Origin of the sequence: Aliarcobacter trophiarum LMG 25534 (assembly GCF_003355515.1) — a bacterium.
Taxonomy (GTDB): domain Bacteria; phylum Campylobacterota; class Campylobacteria; order Campylobacterales; family Arcobacteraceae; genus Aliarcobacter; species Aliarcobacter trophiarum.
On record NZ_CP031367.1, the window covers coordinates 310,658 to 328,016 of the forward strand.

Sequence of the window (17,359 nt, forward strand, 5' to 3'; positions counted from 1 at the left end):
AGTTTATCAGAAAATTTATTTTATATTGTTTAAATTTAGGTAAAATCTTTACAAATTCGTAAATCTTTTACCTTTTTTCACATATTTAAGGAGATTTTAAGTATTTTATTCGTTCATTGAAGCAAAAAAATCATCATTGTTTTTTGTTTTTTGCATTTTTGGGTATAAGAATTTTAAAACATCTACTTCATCCATTTCACTCATAGCATTTCTTAAAATCCAAGTTTTTTGTAAAATATCAGGTGTTAAAAGAAGCTCTTCTTTTCTTGTTCCAGATTTTACTATATCAATAGCAGGATATACTCTTTTATTTGCAGAGTTTCTACTTAAAACTACTTCAGAGTTTCCTGTTCCTTTAAACTCTTCAAAAATAACTTCGTCCATTTTTGAACCAGTATCAATTAAAGCTGTTGATATAATTGTTAAACTTCCACCCTCTTCAATATTTCTAGCAGCACCAAAAAATCTTTTTGGTTTATGTAAAGCATTTGCATCAACTCCACCTGAAAGAACTTTCCCTGAGCTTGGAGTAACTGTGTTATATGCTCTTGCTAATCTTGTAATTGAATCAAGTAAAATAACTACATCTTTTTTCATCTCAACAAGTCTTTTTGCTTTTTCAATAACTATTTCAGCAACTCTTACATGGTTTTGTGCTGGTAAATCAAAAGTTGAACTATAAACTTCACCCTTTACACTTCTTTGCATATCTGTAACTTCTTCAGGTCTTTCATCTATTAATAAAACCATTAAAGTAACTTCAGGATGGTTTTTACTAATTGCATGAGCTAACTCTTTTAATAGTTCAGTCTTACCAGTTTTTGGTGGAGCAACTATTAAACTTCTTTGACCTTTCCCCATTGGTGCAAAAAGATCAAGCACTCTTCCTGTTAATTTTTGTGAATCGAACTCAAATTTAAATTTTGTTGTAGAGTATAGAGGTGTTAAGTTATCAAAAAGAGGTCTATTTTTTGACTCTTTAACAGGTAGATAGTTTATTGCTTCAATTTTAAGTAGAGCATTATATTTTTCACTATCTTTATTTGGTGGTCGAACTTGTCCTGTTACAATATCTCCAGTTCTTAGAGCAAATTTTTTAATTTGAGTGGCACTTACATATGAGTCATTTGAAGTATCTGAGAAGTTACCATCAATGGCTCGTAAAAATCCAAATCCACCATCTTTTATCTCAAGAATTCCAGTAAATAAGATAAAACCACCAGCATCTATTTGTGAAGCTAATATCATAAACATCAAATCTTGTCGTTTTAGCTCTTGAGGGTTTTCAACATCCAAATCATTTGCAATATCTATTAGAGTTTCAATAGGAAGCTCCCTTAATTGCTCTATTCTATAGCCATCAACTGGTACATGTGTTCTAGTTTTTTTACTGTTTTTTGATTTTAAATCTTCTTTTGACTCTTCCATGAGTTTTTTACCTTTTAGTTACATAAGTTTTATGCAAATGTTTTTGTAGTTTTTGTAAGCTTTTTAAAAAAGTGAAATGTAAATTTATCGAATATTTTAAAAAATGTCAAGATAAGTTTTGTAAAAAGCTTTTGATATGTAATATAAATTAGAATTATTTGAAAATAAAAAAGGGTGCAAATTTACACCCTTAAAACTATAGTTTTTCGCTATTTTTAGCTAAGTATTCAGCAACACCAGATTTATCTGCTTTCATTCCTTCATCACCTTTTGACCAACCAGCTGGACAAACTTCACCATGCTCATTTGTAAATAACATAGTATCAACCATTCTAATCATCTCATCAATATTTCTTCCAAGTGGTAAATCATTAATAACAGCATGTCTTACTGTTCCATCTTTATCAATTAAGAATGATCCTCTTAAAGCTACTGATTCACCAAATAAAACATCATAATCTTTTGAAATTTGTTTTGTAATATCTGCAACTAATGGATATTTAACTCTTCCAATTCCACCATTTTCAACTGGAGTTTCTCTCCATGCAAAGTGTGAGAATTGAGAATCAACAGAACAACCAATTACTTGAATTCCTCTATCTTCAAAATCTTTAATTCTATTTGAGAATGCAATGATTTCAGATGGACATACAAAAGTAAAATCTAATGGGTAGAAAAATAATACTGCACCATTTTTTCCAATATTTTTATATAAGTTAAAATCTTCTGAAATTGAACCATCTGCTAAAACAGCTGTTGCTGTAAAATCTGGAGCTTTTTTTGTTACTAACATAATTTAATCCTTTTTTATTTTTTGAAATTTAATAGTGAAATTGTAACATTTTTTTTTTAGAGTAAGCTTAAAGATAAAAATATTTTTTAAAAGATAAATTTTATCTTTAATAATATATTTATTTTTTCTTTGATAGAGTTTTGTAAAATTTTTTATGGAGAATAATAATGGCAGTTTTAATTACTGATATTTGTATTAGTTGTGATGCCTGTTTGGATGAGTGTCCAGTAGGTGCAATAGTTGATAATGATGATAACCCAACAGGAGAAGATGTATATTTTGTATATAAAGATAAGTGTGTTGAGTGTGTTGGACACAATGATACACCAGCATGTGCTGATGCATGTCCTACAGAGGGATGTATAGTTTGGGATGAGGTTGGTTCTAGTAAAGTAGAAAAAGATGATAGAGGAGAGGTTGGAGAACCTGTTGTTGAGTAAAAAGATATATATTTGCTTTTTTATCTTTTTTTAGATACAATCCGCGACTAAAAAAAACAAAGAGGATTAGATTATGGAAAGAACATTATCAATAATAAAGCCAGATGCAGTTGCAAAAAATGTAGTTGGTAAAATTTTAGATAGATTTGAAAGTGCTGGTTTAAGAGTTGCAGCTACAAAAAAAGTACAATTAAGCAAGGCAGATGCTGAAGCTTTTTATGCAGTTCACTCTGCTAGACCTTTCTTTAAAGATTTAGTTGAATTTATGATTTCTGGACCAGTTGTAGTTTCTGTTTTAGAAGGAACAAATGCAATGGCAAAAAATAGAGATTTAATGGGTGCAACAAATCCAAAAGAGGCTGCTGCTGGTACAATTAGAGCAGATTTTGCAGATTCTATTGATGCAAATGCAGTTCATGGGAGCGACTCTTTAGAAAATGCTGCTATTGAAATTGATTTCTTTTTTGCACAAAGAGAGATTTGTTAATTTAAAATGAAAATAGAGTTTAAAAAAATACCTCAAGATAAAAAAGAGTTTAGTACCTCTTTGAATTCAGTTAAAATTGAAGGTACTTTTTGTAGAATTTCGTCATCATTAGTAAAAATTGAAGCAAATTTAATAGGTAATATTGAAACAGATTGCTCAAGATGTGGGACTTTAAAGACTTTAGATATAAATGAAGAGTTAAAACTTCTTTTATGTGATGGAGTATTTAAAGGAGATGAAGATGAATTTCTAGTAATAGAGATTGAAAATAGTTTAATTGATTTTGATGAAATAATTCAAAGTGAAGTAAACAGTATAAAGAGTGACTATTTACTTTGTGGAAATTGTGAAACAAATGATAGTCTATTTGAACAAGAATTTTAAAATAGGAGAATAATATGGCAGTACCAAAAAGAAGAGTATCTCATTCAAGATCAGCAATGAGAAGAACTCATTATAAAATTGCATTAAAAAGACCAGTAAAAGATAGTGATGGTTCTTGGAAAATGCCTCATATGGTAAACCCAAACACTGGTGAATATAAAAACTAATGATAAAAATAGCAATAGATGCAATGGGTGGGGACTTTGGTCCCGAACCAATAATTGAAGGGCTTATTCTAGCCATTAGAAACAATAACAATTTTACGGCAATCGCTGTTGGAGATAAAGAACAATTATCTCTACTAATTCCCCCAGCTTTCAATCATAGAATAGAAATTTTAGATACTAAAGATGTTATTAGTATGCACGATAGTGCCACTGATGCATTAAAGAGAAAAGAATCTACTATATATAGAGCAATTGAGTTAGTAAAAGAAGGAAAAGCAAATGCAGTAGTATCTGCTGGACACTCTGGCGCTACTATGTCATTAGCCACATTGAAAATAGGAAGATTAAAAGGGGTTTCAAGGCCTGCTATTGCAACACTTATGCCAACAAGTGAAAATCAAAATACTTTAGTACTTGATGTTGGAGCAAATGTTGATAGTGATGCAAAAAATCTTTTTCAATTTGCTATTATGGGACAAGCTTATGCTCAATCTGTTTTAAGACTAGATGAGCCAATGATTGGACTTCTAAGTAATGGAGAAGAAGAGAGCAAAGGTAATGAAGTTACAAAAGAGTGCTATAAATTACTAAGTTCTGCTAAGGTTCCTAATTTTGCTGGGAATGTCGAAGGTGCTGATATTTTTAAAGGTACTGTTGATGTTGTTGTTTGTGATGGTTTTGTAGGAAATATACTACTAAAAACAGCTGAAGGTGTTGCTGATACAATAGGTAAAATAATTAAGAAAAACCTTAAAAGATCACTTATTTCAATAGCTGGAGCTGTTTTAATGAGAAAAGTATTTAAGAGCTTAAAAGTAAGAGTTGATTATGCAGAGTATGGTGGGGCACCACTTTTAGGAGTTAAAGCACCAGTTATTATCTCTCATGGAAAATCAAACCCAAAAGCAATTAAAAATGCTATTTTTCAAGCAATAATTAGTGCTAGTTCAAATTTAGATAGCATAATTGAACAAAGATTAGAGAAATATACAATAAAAGAGGATAGTATAAAAAAAGATACTATTTAAGGATAAGATATGACATATGCAGCTTTTAGATCAATTGGAGCTTATATTCCGCAGAAAATTATGACTAATGCAGATTTTGAGAAAATCATAGATACATCTGATGAATGGATAGTAAAGAGAACTGGTATAAAAGAGAGAAGATTAGCAGAAAAAGATGAAGCAAGTTCAGATTTAGGTGCAAAAGCAGCTGAGATAGCAATAAAAAGAGCAGGAATCAATAAAGAAGAGATTGATTTAATAATTTGTGCAACAGTAACTCCTGATTTTTTATGTATGCCTTCAACTGCTTGTTTGATAGCTTCAAAAATTGGTATAAAAGATATTATGGCATTTGATGTTAGTGCTGCTTGTACTGGATTTGTATATATTTTAAATATTGCAAAAGCTTTTATTGAATCTGGTCTAAAAAAGAATATTTTACTTGTTGGAGCTGAAAAATATAGTTCTATTTTAAATTATGAAGATAGAACTACTTGCTTTATATTTGGAGATGGAGCAGGTGCTGCAATAATCTCTGCAACAAATGATAAAAATGAAGCTATTTTAGATGTTTCATGTTCTAGTGATGGGACATATGAAGATTTAATTAAAACTGCTGGTGGTGGGAGTAAACATCCATGTAGTCAAGAGGTTTTAGATGCTAAAATGTCATGTATCTCTATGAAAGGAAATGAGACATTTAAACTTGCTGTTAAAACTTTAACTTCTGATGTTATAAAAATGATGGAAAAACATAATTTAAAAAATAGTGATATAACGCATTTTATTCCTCATCAAGCAAACTATAGAATTATAAAAGCTGTTGGTGAAGCTTTGAATTTAAATGAAAACCAAACAGTTGTAACTGTAGATAAATATGGAAATACAAGTGCTGCTTCTATTCCTATGGCTATGAATGATGCTTTTGAAGAAGGAAAGATAAAAGCAGGGGACACAATACTTTTTGATGCCTTTGGTGGTGGTCTTACTTGGGGAAGTGCTTTATTTAAATTTGCACCTAAAAAATAGTTTATAGCTATTTTTTAAGTAAATTTTTTATTATTTGGATTACTTTTAAACAGATTCATTGAGTTGTTTTTTGGATTTTTAACTATATTATCAAATGTAGCACTTGTATTTATAAAGATAATATTATCATCTTTAATAATTTGGAAAATTGAGTTTAAAGGTATTTTAACTAAACTTCCAAAATTATCTTTACCAAAACCAGCTTCAAAGCATAGAGATTCATCTTTTATATGTGCTGATTTAAATGTATAACCAGCTAAAGAAAATATTGAGAATTTACTCAAGCTATCTTGTAAATCACTAGGTAGTTTTGGATGAAAGCTACTATTTGAAATATTAGCAATAATACTAAAGTCAATATCTTTTGAGATAAAAGAATTGATAATTTCTTTGCAATGTTTTTGAAGTAGCTCCTGAATTTCTATATTTTCCATAATATTCTTTACCAAAATAAACTCCTTATATCTCACTTTTAATTTTTTCAAGCTCTTCTATCTTTTCTAAAAACTGTTCTTTTTTACTTTTTACAAAATTTACTCTATCTTTATTTATATCTAAATATTGCTCTTTTGAATATTTAATAATTTTAAACAGATAGTTTCTCTTTGAAGTTAGGAAATCCTCTATTTTTTCAAAACCAAAGTTTGCTTTTAGTTTTGCAACTATTTCATCCTCTCTTGGGCAATTTATAGAAAATCTACTAGGCTCTTTTTTATATAGCTCTTCACTTTCAACTATTTGTTGCTCAAAATGTGCAATAGTTGCTTGAGTTGTTTGAATATATGAGTACGATAAAGCACCGTTAAAATAAGCAAACTTTTTTCTTAAAGCAGAAATATTTTCTAAAATTGCTTTATAGAACAATCTTATAACATTTTCATAAACTTTTGCTGCAAAGTGTCTTGTATTTGAGAATTCAATATCACTAGCTATCTCTCTGTTTTTTCTTATAAGTTCATAATTTTCTTGCCACTTTACAACATCATTCTTTACAATTCTAAAGACTTCTCTAAATGCTTCATCAGTATCAAGTTCTATATTTTTTAGAAGTTTAATAGACCTTTTAAACATTTTGTCTATAGTTTGATCATCATAAAATAGAGCTTTGTAAATAGCATCGCTATCTACCCAAAATGTTTCAAAATCAAATTTCTCTATTTTTTCACCAAATAGTGATTTTGAGGTTTCAAATCTTGTAGATTTCACTCTTTTAATATTTTTAAATGTCTCATTTGCTATCTTTTCCATAACACTTTCTAAAGAGTTATAAATATTAAATAGCTCTTTAGAATATCTATTATAAATATTATCAAAAGCTTCAATAACTCTAGGCTCACAACTCTCTAATATTTCAACCAATGCATCATAAACTTTTATTATAGTTTCATACTCTTTTACTAAAATATCACAAAAACTTCTTAAATCTTTTTTGATAGCAAACTCTTTAGCTTCAGCAGCTTGTGGTCTAATAGTAGTTTCAATAAAATCTAAAACTTCTTCAATATTTGAGTCCTCAAGAAGTTTTGTATTTAGTGTTGTATCAACTAATTTTATAGATTTTATTCTATTTTTATGTTCCGATATGAGTTTTTCAATGTTACAATTGTTTTCGATATCATTTATTAAAAGCTCTTTTTTTAGCTCAGATAAGAGGTTTATATTTTCATCTTCGATTAAAATACCTTTCTCTTTCTCTCTTCCTTCCAAAGCTTTAATTGCAGATATTGGGACAACTTTTGCAAAGTATTTACTAAATTTATCTTTTACATAGTTTGTTGTTGTCTCTACTTGTTCTTGTGTTAATTTATCTTTTTGATTTAAAACACAAAGAGATTTATTTTTAAAATGTTGCATATACTCTTCAAGAACTTCAGCTTCAGATAGTTTTCCAGCATTATCAATAAGAGTTAGCCAAATAATTCCACCAACATCTTTTAAAACTCTTCTAGTAACATCTGTATCACTTTGAGATTGTGAATTAAGTCCAGGTGTATCTACAAATGAGATATCTTTTAAAATTGGCATTGGTGCATACAAAGTAAGATATTTGATATTCTTCATATCATCTTGTCTTTGGTCTGTAAAATCAGCAATACTCTCAATTGGAGCATACTCTGTAGCACCTGAATAGTATGTGATTTTGAGCTTAAACTCTTCACCATAATTTATAAAGTTTACTTTAGATGTAACAGGTGTAATTCCTGTTGGAAGAATATTTCTTGAAAGTAGGGCATTTAGAAAAGTTGATTTACCAGCACTAAATTGTCCTGTAATTGCAACTTCCATTGGGTATCTAGCACGTCTTAATTGCTTATTTAAAATTGATTGTAACTGTATTGATGGGAAAAATTTTTCATCTAAAAGTTTATCAATTGTTTTTTTTATATCACCTACTAATCCTTCTTCATAGACAATCTCTTGTAGTGCATGATTTTCATGATATTCATTTACAAAGCTCTTTAAAAAATTAAAATTTGCACTCATTAATTTAGTCCTTTCACATTTGCCACTATATTTTCAAGTTTTTTGATATTTTTATGTAAAGCTATAGATAGTTCTGCTTTATTTTTTTCATTCTCTTCAAAAGTTGAAATTCTATTTTGAAGAGTCATCTCTTCATTTGTTAATTTTTGTTCAAAGAGCTTTAAAGGAGCATTGAGAGTATTAAAGAAGTTATCAATTAATAAAGAACTAACTTTTTTTGCCTTTACTTTAATATCATCTTCAATTGTTTTAAATTGTGATTTTATAATATCAGCTATCTTTCTATCAAGCTCATTTAATTTTGTCTCTTTTGCACTACTTACTGCAACAATTATTTGATTTATCATAATTTCATTATTTGAAGTTAAAAATCCACTCTTAAAATCATCAGCAAAAAAACCTCTAGCATCAAAATTTTCATTTTTATGTCCCAATGCAAAGCCTAAATCATGATATTTTTGTTCACATTGTTCACCAATTGTTTGAGATTTTTTTATAAATTTATATCTATAATCTCTTATTACATCAATAATTCCATCTTTAATTGCAGTTTCAACTATAACTTTTACTCTTGTATTTTCAGGTCTTTTTTTATCTTTTTGTAAAGAGTATCTAGTATCATTTACAACCCTTTGTTTAATAATATTTTGTAACTCAAAAAGTTCGCTTTGTAAAAATGTCTCCAGGGAGTCTATATATGATTTTGCATCATTTTTATAGTAATTTATATCTTCACTCATAGATAAAAGAACTCTTTTATTTGTATCTTTTTTCTTATTAAACTCCTCTAATTCAAGCTCTAACTCATCTTTTGATTTGTTTAGTAAAGTTAGTTCATAGTTGTTAAATCCTATTTGCTTTTCTAATAGTCTATTAATTTGAGTCTTTGCTGATTGAATTACTAAATCACCTTTAGCAGAAGATGTTCCAAATAGACTCTCCATGAGATAGTTTTCTATCTCTAGTATTCCTGTATCTTTTAAAGTAAATCCTGCTTCAAGTGCCTCTTTTTCTCTTCCTGTCCTATGTAAAAGGGCCATATGCCCTGATATTGGAATAAATTTTATAGTTTTTAAAATATGGTCTAATTGAGAGTCTTTATTTTGTGATTTTAGTTGTCTTTGTATTGAAGTTTTTGTATATTCAATAACCTCTTCAAGATTCTTTTTGCTAACTGTATCAGCTCTTGTAATTACAACTAAAAGTTTAGAAACGTTTTGGTATAAAACAGCATCTATAATAAACTCAACATCTTTTAAAGTGGCACTTTGAGAAACATTCATTAAGTGCATCATAATATCACATTTACTAATGTACTCTTTTGTAATCTCTTCTCTTTGAATAACAGGGTCATCAAGTCCTGGAGTATCAACTATCTCTATACCGTCACTTAAAAACTTAAGATTGCTCCCTAGTTCTACATATTTTACAAGGTTACATTTTTTAGCACTATGTTCTGCTGAAGTGTAAGCTTTTAGATTATCTATATCAACTTCATCAAATCTTGAAATAGGTCTTATATAATTTTTTAGATTTTCTCCAAAGACTTTATTTGTTTCATCTACAAAATCTCTCATACTTTCCAAGCTTTTTGCACTCTCTTCTATCTTTTCCCACTCTTTTGTATTCCAATAAAATACCTTTGCATTATTAGTTAAGTTATGTTTTACGATAGTTAAATTTGCAGTTTCAGGAACAACAGCACTACCTAAAATCTCTCTTCCCATAAGAGCATTTAACATTGTAGATTTCCCAGCATTCATAACACCTGTTATTCCAATAGAAAATTTTTGGCTACTTATATAAGAGTTTATCTCTTCTAATTCTAATAAGATTTCTTTGCTTTTTAACTCTATTTTTAATTCATTTAAAGTATTTTCAATAATAACTTTTAACTCTTTAAATGGTGTTTTATTCTCATTTTCAAGTTTTTTAACATGCTCTAAGTCGCTATTTTCTATATGTTTATTTTCAAATAAAGAGATTAATTTCTTTAATCCATCGGTATTTAGTATATTTTCACTATTTAAATACTCAAATGATTCAATTAAAGTAGATATTAAATCCTTAGATGCTTTTGCATAAATTAGTTCAATAATATTGTTTTGAACATTATGAAACTCATTTAAATTTGATGGAGTTTTGAGATTTATTTGTTGACAGAGTGTCTTAAATGACTTTAAATTTATATATTTATCATAATTTTTTCTATTTGCACTAATAATTAATGCAAATATTGTAAAAGAGTTCTCATCTAATAATATATCAAGAGGCTCAATCTCTAAATTCTTTTGAAAACTAATACCGTGGTACAACAAAAAATAGTCATTTGCTAAACTCATTTATTCTCTCCTAAATAAAAAAAGTTAAATATCTATAAGATGATATTTAACTTTTTCTATTATTCTTATTTATGAGAGTAAAACTCTCATAAATTTTTATCTAAGTGCTACTAATTTTCTTCTTAAGTAAGCAATTTTCTCTTGTAGAGGTAAATGTTTTGGACAGTGGTCTTCACATGCCATTAAAGACATACAACCAAATACTCCATCATCATCACCAATTAATTCATAATAATCTTCCGCTGTTCTGCTATCATGTGGATCTATCTCAAATCTTGCAACTCTATTTAATCCAACTGGACCAACAAATTTTGGACGCATTAGCATTGTTCCACAAGAAGCAACACAAATCCCACACTCAATACATCTATCAAGTTCAAAAGTATCATTTGCAACTTTTGGCTCAACTCTATCTTCAAGTTTTGAAATATCAACTTCATGATTTGAGTGAATCCATGATTCAACTCTTTTACTCATACTATCCATCCATTTACCAGTATTTACAGATAAATCTTTGATTAATTCAAATGCAGGCATTGGCATTAATTGTAATTTTCCAGTTGGATAATTTGCAATTAGTGTTCTACAAGCAAGTGCTGGTTTTCCATTTACCATCATTCCACAACTTCCACAAATTCCAGCTCTACAAACAAAATCAAATGATAAATCAGGATCAAAATTTTCTCTAATTTGATTTAACGCAATAAAAAGAGTCATTCCTGCTGTCTCTTCCAATTTATATTCTACAAAGTGAGGTTTTGAAACCTTACTTCTAGGATTATATTTAAGAACTGAAATTGTAATTTCTCTACCTTTTTGTGCGCTCATTATTTATCTCCTGCTCTTTCATTTTTATCTTTATAGTTCATTGGTAAACTAAATGGCATTAACGCATGTTGGATTTCATGTCTATCTTTACCTTCAGCTTCTAATTTCTCTCTTAAACTATCAACCTCTTCTTGTCTTTTTGCAGATAATTCATGTTCAATAATCATCCCTTTTGCACCATATCCTCTAAATGCAGGTGGCATCTCCATTTTCATAATATCAAGAGCTTCATAAGTAATAGTTGGTTCCATATCATTTTTATTTGGCCATGAAGTAAGAGTTCTATTTAACCAGTTTTTGTCATCTCTTAAAAGATAATCTTCTCTATAGTGTGCACCTCTACTTTCAGTTCTCTCTCTTGCACCTTTAGCAACACAAAGAGCTACTTTAAGCATCATAGGAACTCTATAAGCCTCTTCAAGCTCAGGATTTCCAGCTCTCTCTTTTGATTTAATATTAATCTGTTTTGTTTTAGCTAAAAGTTCTTTTAACTCTTCAACAGCTTCTTTTAATGGCTCACCACTTCTAAAAATACCAACTTTATCATCCATTAATTGTTTCATTCGATTTTTTATTTTAAAAATATCTTCATTACCATTGTAAGATAGTAGTTCATTAATATAAGTATCTTGCTCATCTAAGAATTTTTGTACAGTTTTTGTAGGGATTGTCACATCATTTGAAAGACAATAATCAGCAAAATAGTTACCAATAATCATACCTGCAACAACTGTTTCAGATACTGAGTTTCCACCTAATCTATTAAATCCATGCATATCCCAACAAGCAGCTTCACCACAAGCAAATAGTCCTGCTAAGTTTTGTGATTCACCTGTTGGTTTTGTTCTAATCCCACCCATTGAGTAGTGTTGCATTGGAAGAACTGGTGCCCAACCTTTTGGTCCTTCATCAGCTGGATCAATTCCATTAAATATTTGACAAATCTCTTGAACATCTCTTAAGTTTTTCTCAATATGCTCTCGCCCTAGAATAGAAATATCTAACCAAACATGGTATCCATAAGGAGAAGGAACACCTTTTCCATTTCTAATATGTTCAATCATTCTTCTACTTACAACATCTCTTGAAGCTAGTTCTTTTTTCTCAGGCTCATAATCTGGCATAAATCTGTGACCATCAACATCTCTTAAAATTCCACCATCTCCTCTACAACCTTCTGTTAATAGAATTCCAGATGGTACAATTGGAGTTGGGTGAAACTGTACAGCTTCCATATTTCCTAAAGTTGCAATTCCAGTTTCAAGTGCAATAGCAGCACCTGTACCTTCACAAATTACAGCATTTGTTGTTTGTTTAAATACTCTTCCATATCCACCTGTTGCTATACATGTACCTTTTGCAACATAAGCTTCTAATTCACCAGTAATTAAATCTCTAACAATTGCTCCATAACATCTTCCATTTTCATGAATTAAGCTAATAGCCTCTTTTCTATCTCTAATATCAACATCATGTTTTAAAGCTTCATTTGCAACACCAAAAAGCATTGTATGTCCTGTTGCATCAGCTGTGTAACAAGTTCTCCATTTTTTTGTACCACCAAAGTCTCTTGATGTAATAAGACCATGTCTATCTTCATCTTCAGTAATAGTTGTTTTTTTAGCATTTATAACAGCTTCTCTAGTTCCTTTTTCAACTCTACTCCAAGGAACTCCCCACGATGCAAGTTCTCTAATTGCCTTTGGTGCAGTATGAACAAACATTCTAGCAACATCTTGGTCACATCCCCAGTCAGAACCTTTTACTGTATCTTCAAAATGTAGATCTTCATTATCTCCATCAGACATTTTAGAGTTACCTAAACTTGCTTGCATCCCACCTTGAGCAGCAGCACTATGAGATCTTTTTACTGGAACTAAAGATAAAACAATTGTACTCAAACCTTTTTTTTGTGCAGCAACTGCAGCTCTAAGACCAGCTAGTCCTCCACCAATAACTAGTGCATCACAGTAATTTATTTTCATTATGCTAATCCTCCAATGCTTTTAGCTTTTAAGTTATAATTGATGATATGTGCAGATGGTTTAAATGAATCTCTAGGAATGTTATTTTTAGAGTTTTCGTAACCAATTTTCATATAAGCAGCAAGAGAAGCAAAACCTAATACTAAGAAGAACACAGTTAATGCCCATTTAAGTTTTTTAAGTGCTTTTCTAGTAGCTCTTGGGTTTGCTCCATCAAACCAACCCCATTTTACACAAAGTCTATAAAGACCAATTGTTCCATGGAACTCTACAGCTAAAAGAAGTAAAATATATAGTGGCCACATATACTCTTCCCAAACTCTAGCACTACTTTCATATGGTCCTATTTGATCAGGATGAGTCATAATTATGTATAAATGAACAGATCCTAAAAAGAACATTGCAAATCCAGTATATGCTTGAATAAACCACAGTTTTGTATCATCATGACCCATACTTTTTGCATGAGCTTTAATTACTTGATACTGTTTGAAGTTACCTGGTAATTTTCTCATACCTAAAGCTGCATGAACAATAAAAATTATAAAAATAACAAGAGCTGCAATAGATACTAAAAGAGGATTTCCATCTTCGAATATAAAGCTTCCTTCAAGTAATTTTGTTACTTGATACATAAAATCGTTTGACACCAAAATTGATGCAACAAGCATCATATGTGCCCACATAAATAAAGCTAAAAAACCACCTGTAAAACTTTGAATAAAGTCAAGTTTTGCAGGTAATCTACTTTTTTTCCCTTCTTCGGTTTTCCCTAAATAACCCTCTACTAGGTCACTCATTTGCCATCCTTTTCTTTAGATTTAGATTTCACAACATGATATCAAATTATAGGTTTAAAATTAATCAATAAAAGGGGGTTTTTGATAAAAAAATATAAAAGAATGTAAAAAAGTGACATTTAGTCCATTTATAGTGGACTAAATGCAAAAATAGGGACTTTTACTATGCTACTAAAATACTCATTATAAAAATAGAGATTTTACAGCTAATTGCGCAAAGTTTATCAAAGTATCTATATTTAGTACTGGAATAAAGAATACAACAGCTGATCCGATACCACCAACAATAGTTAAAATTGCAACAAAAAGTATTGCATAAGTTGAAACTCTACTATCATTGAAATCTTCACTTATACACTCCTCTTTTGGAGGGTAAAAGTACATAACGGCAATTAATCTTAAATAGTAATACATAGAAACTATTGTAGCAAAAATAGCAAAAACAGCTAAAGCAACATATCCAGCTTTTAACGCTTCTGTAAATACATAAACTTTTCCTATAAATCCAATAGTTCCAGGAATCCCAGCTAGCGATAACATAAAAATTGTCATCATTGCTGCTAGAAATGGTCTTTGTTTTGCTAAACCCTTAAAATCATCAAAAGTAACTTTTATATTTGTCTCTGAGATAATATGAGAAGCTAATCCAAATGCACCTAATGCAGATACTAAATATGCAATTAGATAAAACATTATTGAGTATGCAGCATCCATATTTACTATTTCACCATTTGTATAGCTTAAAGCAATAAAGGCAAGAAGTAAATATCCTGTATGAACTATTGAAGATGCTGCTAACATTCTTTTTACAATATCTTGAGTAATTGCAAGCCACGTTCCAAATAGAAGAGTTAATATAATTACAACTTCTAAAACTGTATCCCAGAAATCTATAATTGGGGCTATGTAGTCCAAAATTAATCTTAAGAAAAATGAGAATATAGCAATTTTAAAAGTAGATGCCATATATGCTGTAATTATCATAGGTGCACCTCTATAAATATCTAGTACCCATGATTGGAAAGGAAATGCTGCAATTTTGAAAAGAAATGTAAATAAAATTAGAGTCAATCCAATATATAATAACTCAAGGTTTTCACTAGAGTTTGTCATAATATAGCTATAAATATCACTTAAGTTTGTACTTGAAACTGATCCAAAAACCAAAACAAGACCTAATAAGAAGAAAGTTCCAATAAAAGCACCTAATACTAGGTATTTAAATATAGCTTCAACTCTTTTTGAATCATCACTATTGTAACCAACCATAATATACACACTAAATGAAGCAATTTCTAAAGCTATAAATGCAGTTATTAGCTCATTTGCTTGTGCTAAAACCATCATTCCAAATAGAGCAAATAATAAAATACTAAAGAATTCACCTTTGAAATAACTTCTATGTTGTAAATAGTGCTCACCAATTAAAATTGTTAATAAAGTACCTAAAATAAGTAGTATATTAAAGAAATTTGAAAAAGTATCAAATGTTAAAACATTATTAAAAAAGCTCTCATAAGGTTGAACCGAATATAGAGTATTTGCATTTAAAAGAGCAAATACTAAGGCAGCTATTAAAAATAAAGATGATACAAAGATATGACTTTTTACACTAATTTTTTCATACATACTCATAAATAGTAGAGCAATAGCCCCAAATAAAACCAATAGAGTTGGAATTAAATAAATAAAATTACTCATCTTGTTGCTCCAATTTGTAAAATATCTTGTAAGTAGTGTGTAACTGTTGGTTCAAATTTATCTATAAAAACTTCTGGATAAAATCCCATAACAAACACTAATACAACCCATGGAACAAGTCCAACTATCTCTTTGATTTTTAAATCTCTCATCTTAAGTTCTGCAGAACCTTCAGGTCTATCTTGCAAAATTGCTCTTTGGAACATCCAAAGCATATATGAAGCTCCAATAATAACTGAAAGTGCAGCAACTATTCCTAAATAGATGTTGAAGTTAAATACTCCAAAAATTATAAGAAGTTCAGATACAAAACCATTAGTCCCTGGTAATCCAACATTTGCAAAAAGCATAACAGCAAATACAAAAGTAAATATTGGTGCTTTTTTTGCAATTCCACCTAAATCTTTTATAGTTTTAAAGCCTGTTTGTTCTTGCATTAATCCTACTAGTAAAAATAGTGCCCCCGTTGCTATTGCATGGGCAATTATTAAATATAATGCTCCATTTATACCATAAGAGTTTAGTGAGAAAATACCAGCAGCTATAAAACTTAAGTGAGAAGCTGATGAGTATGCAAACATTCTTTTAATATCATCTTGCATAAGTGCAGCAATACCAAAATATACAAGACCAAAAAGACCAATTATTACAAACCAAGTTGAAAACTCAATATAAACTTCAGGGAATAGAGGTATCATAAATCTTAAAACTGCATAAACTCCAAGTTTTGCCATAATAGAAGATAGTAAAAATACAGCTCCAGTTGGTGCATTTTTATATGTCTCCATAATCCAAGTATGTAGTGGAAATAGTGGAATTTTTATAGCAAATGCTATTAAAAACGCCAAGAATAACCAAACTTTCGTATTATACTCAAGAGTAGATATCTGCATTAGTTTATCATAAGAAAAAGACCAAATACCAAACTCATTATGATGAGCAACACCTAAATATAGTATTGCAACAAGCATTAGAAGTGAACCAGCCATTGTATAAACTGTTACTTTTATTGTTGTAAAAACTTTATTACCAAAACCATATTGACCTATCATTAAAAATACAGGTAAAAGCATAACTTCCCAGAAAAAGTAAAATAATATTACATCAAGAGATAATAAAGCTCCTGTAACACCACTTTGAACTAAAAGCATATTTATCCAATACCCTTTTGTTTTCCCTTCCCATAAAAGAAGATAAGAAGTTGGAATTAAAATAGCAATCATCATTAAGATAGTTAATGAAATTCCATCTAAGCCAATATAGTAATTTATACCATATGTTTCAATCCAAATAACATTTGTTACAAACTGCATTCCAGAACTTGGTTCAAATTCTAAATAAAGTTTAAGCACAAGTGCTAAAATAACCGTAGTTGTAAGAAATGCAATATTTCTTATAGTATTTACATCTCTAGTTGTTATCATTAAACCCAATGCTACAATAGCGGGTAAAAATATAATAAATGAAAGAATATCTGCACTCAT

The 17,359-nt window shown here is 29.6% G+C and carries 16 protein-coding genes; 6 read left to right on the forward strand and 10 right to left on the reverse strand.

The annotated features are described in order from the left end of the window. Positions 1 to 105: 105 nt before the first annotated feature. The gene (rho, locus tag ATR_RS01680; RefSeq protein WP_115427767.1) at positions 106 to 1,428 is read right to left on the reverse strand and encodes a transcription termination factor Rho; all 1,323 of its coding nucleotides are present in this window, start codon (positions 1,426 to 1,428) and stop codon (positions 106 to 108) included. 196 nt (positions 1,429 to 1,624) lie between these two features. Continuing rightward, positions 1,625 to 2,221: a peroxiredoxin gene (locus ATR_RS01685; RefSeq protein WP_115427768.1), complete on the reverse strand. Its 597-nt coding sequence runs from the start codon at positions 2,219 to 2,221 to the stop codon at positions 1,625 to 1,627. Between the two features lie 167 nt (positions 2,222 to 2,388). On the opposite strand from ATR_RS01685, the gene ATR_RS01690 reads away from it, so the two are divergent. The 6 genes from ATR_RS01690 (at position 2,389) to ATR_RS01715 (ending at position 5,735) form a co-directional block, all read left to right on the forward strand. Continuing rightward, the gene (locus ATR_RS01690; protein WP_115427769.1) at positions 2,389 to 2,661 is read left to right on the forward strand and encodes a DUF362 domain-containing protein; all 273 of its coding nucleotides are present in this window, start codon (positions 2,389 to 2,391) and stop codon (positions 2,659 to 2,661) included. A 73-nt stretch (positions 2,662 to 2,734) separates the two neighbouring features. Further along, complete coding sequence (ndk, locus tag ATR_RS01695) at positions 2,735 to 3,148, forward strand: nucleoside-diphosphate kinase (protein ID WP_115427770.1); 414 nt, start codon at positions 2,735 to 2,737, stop codon at positions 3,146 to 3,148. A gap of 6 nt (positions 3,149 to 3,154) precedes the next feature. Beyond that, positions 3,155 to 3,532, forward strand: coding sequence for a DUF177 domain-containing protein (locus tag ATR_RS01700; protein WP_115427771.1), 378 nt, complete (start codon positions 3,155 to 3,157; stop codon positions 3,530 to 3,532). Between the two features lie 14 nt (positions 3,533 to 3,546). Continuing rightward, positions 3,547 to 3,699, forward strand: coding sequence for a 50S ribosomal protein L32 (gene rpmF, locus ATR_RS01705; RefSeq protein WP_105911055.1), 153 nt, complete (start codon positions 3,547 to 3,549; stop codon positions 3,697 to 3,699). After that, the gene (gene plsX, locus ATR_RS01710; protein ID WP_115427772.1) at positions 3,699 to 4,727 is read left to right on the forward strand and encodes a phosphate acyltransferase PlsX; all 1,029 of its coding nucleotides are present in this window, start codon (positions 3,699 to 3,701) and stop codon (positions 4,725 to 4,727) included. The genes rpmF and plsX overlap by 1 nt, the downstream gene beginning before the upstream one ends. Positions 4,728 to 4,736: 9 nt before the next feature. Continuing rightward, complete coding sequence (locus tag ATR_RS01715; protein ID WP_115427773.1) at positions 4,737 to 5,735, forward strand: beta-ketoacyl-ACP synthase III; 999 nt, start codon at positions 4,737 to 4,739, stop codon at positions 5,733 to 5,735. Between the two features lie 14 nt (positions 5,736 to 5,749). On the opposite strand, the gene ATR_RS01720 is transcribed toward ATR_RS01715, so the two are convergent. The 8 genes from ATR_RS01720 to ATR_RS01755 form a co-directional block, all read right to left on the reverse strand. Then, entirely contained in the window at positions 5,750 to 6,184 is a 435-nt protein-coding gene (locus ATR_RS01720; protein WP_128997247.1) for a hypothetical protein, read from the reverse strand. A 10-nt stretch (positions 6,185 to 6,194) separates the two neighbouring features. Continuing rightward, positions 6,195 to 8,219: a dynamin family protein gene (locus tag ATR_RS01725; RefSeq protein ID WP_115427775.1), complete on the reverse strand. Its 2,025-nt coding sequence runs from the start codon at positions 8,217 to 8,219 to the stop codon at positions 6,195 to 6,197. Next, complete coding sequence (locus tag ATR_RS01730; protein ID WP_115427776.1) at positions 8,219 to 10,561, reverse strand: dynamin family protein; 2,343 nt, start codon at positions 10,559 to 10,561, stop codon at positions 8,219 to 8,221. Before ATR_RS01730 ends, ATR_RS01725 begins: the two co-directional genes overlap by 1 nt. A 96-nt stretch (positions 10,562 to 10,657) precedes the next feature. Next, on the reverse strand, positions 10,658 to 11,389 hold the full coding sequence (locus ATR_RS01735; protein ID WP_115427777.1) for a fumarate reductase iron-sulfur subunit: 732 nt from the start codon (positions 11,387 to 11,389) through the stop codon (positions 10,658 to 10,660). Next, positions 11,389 to 13,374: a fumarate reductase flavoprotein subunit gene (locus ATR_RS01740; RefSeq protein ID WP_115427778.1), complete on the reverse strand. Its 1,986-nt coding sequence runs from the start codon at positions 13,372 to 13,374 to the stop codon at positions 11,389 to 11,391. The genes ATR_RS01735 and ATR_RS01740 overlap by 1 nt, the downstream gene beginning before the upstream one ends. After that, a complete protein-coding gene (locus ATR_RS01745; protein ID WP_115427779.1) occupies positions 13,374 to 14,174 on the reverse strand; it encodes a fumarate reductase cytochrome b subunit in 801 nt (266 codons plus the stop codon). Before ATR_RS01745 ends, ATR_RS01740 begins: the two co-directional genes overlap by 1 nt. A 183-nt stretch (positions 14,175 to 14,357) precedes the next feature. Then, positions 14,358 to 15,875, reverse strand: coding sequence for an NADH-quinone oxidoreductase subunit N (locus tag ATR_RS01750; RefSeq protein WP_115427780.1), 1,518 nt, complete (start codon positions 15,873 to 15,875; stop codon positions 14,358 to 14,360). Then, positions 15,872 to 17,359, reverse strand: a complete 1,488-nt coding sequence (locus ATR_RS01755) for a complex I subunit 4 family protein (protein WP_115427781.1) — start codon at positions 17,357 to 17,359, stop codon at positions 15,872 to 15,874. Before ATR_RS01755 ends, ATR_RS01750 begins: the two co-directional genes overlap by 4 nt.

What these genes read in the sequence shown, in the direction of transcription:
- ATR_RS01740 (WP_115427778.1), bottom strand. Translation starts at nt 13,374, where the DNA reads ATGAAAATAAATTACTGTGATGCACTAGTTATTGGTGGAGGACTAGCT.
- ndk (WP_115427770.1), top strand. Translation starts at nt 2,735, where the DNA reads ATGGAAAGAACATTATCAATAATAAAGCCAGATGCAGTTGCAAAAAAT.
- ATR_RS01755 (WP_115427781.1), bottom strand. Translation starts at nt 17,359, where the DNA reads ATGAGTGCAGATATTCTTTCATTTATTATATTTTTACCCGCTATTGTA.
- ATR_RS01700 (WP_115427771.1), top strand. Translation starts at nt 3,155, where the DNA reads ATGAAAATAGAGTTTAAAAAAATACCTCAAGATAAAAAAGAGTTTAGT.
- ATR_RS01735 (WP_115427777.1), bottom strand. Translation starts at nt 11,389, where the DNA reads ATGAGCGCACAAAAAGGTAGAGAAATTACAATTTCAGTTCTTAAATAT.
- plsX (WP_115427772.1), top strand. Translation starts at nt 3,699, where the DNA reads ATGATAAAAATAGCAATAGATGCAATGGGTGGGGACTTTGGTCCCGAA.
- ATR_RS01745 (WP_115427779.1), bottom strand. Translation starts at nt 14,174, where the DNA reads ATGAGTGACCTAGTAGAGGGTTATTTAGGGAAAACCGAAGAAGGGAAA.
- ATR_RS01750 (WP_115427780.1), bottom strand. Translation starts at nt 15,875, where the DNA reads ATGAGTAATTTTATTTATTTAATTCCAACTCTATTGGTTTTATTTGGG.
- ATR_RS01725 (WP_115427775.1), bottom strand. Translation starts at nt 8,219, where the DNA reads ATGAGTGCAAATTTTAATTTTTTAAAGAGCTTTGTAAATGAATATCAT.
- ATR_RS01690 (WP_115427769.1), top strand. Translation starts at nt 2,389, where the DNA reads ATGGCAGTTTTAATTACTGATATTTGTATTAGTTGTGATGCCTGTTTG.
- ATR_RS01730 (WP_115427776.1), bottom strand. Translation starts at nt 10,561, where the DNA reads ATGAGTTTAGCAAATGACTATTTTTTGTTGTACCACGGTATTAGTTTT.
- ATR_RS01715 (WP_115427773.1), top strand. Translation starts at nt 4,737, where the DNA reads ATGACATATGCAGCTTTTAGATCAATTGGAGCTTATATTCCGCAGAAA.
- rpmF (WP_105911055.1), top strand. Translation starts at nt 3,547, where the DNA reads ATGGCAGTACCAAAAAGAAGAGTATCTCATTCAAGATCAGCAATGAGA.
- ATR_RS01685 (WP_115427768.1), bottom strand. Translation starts at nt 2,221, where the DNA reads ATGTTAGTAACAAAAAAAGCTCCAGATTTTACAGCAACAGCTGTTTTA.
- rho (WP_115427767.1), bottom strand. Translation starts at nt 1,428, where the DNA reads ATGGAAGAGTCAAAAGAAGATTTAAAATCAAAAAACAGTAAAAAAACT.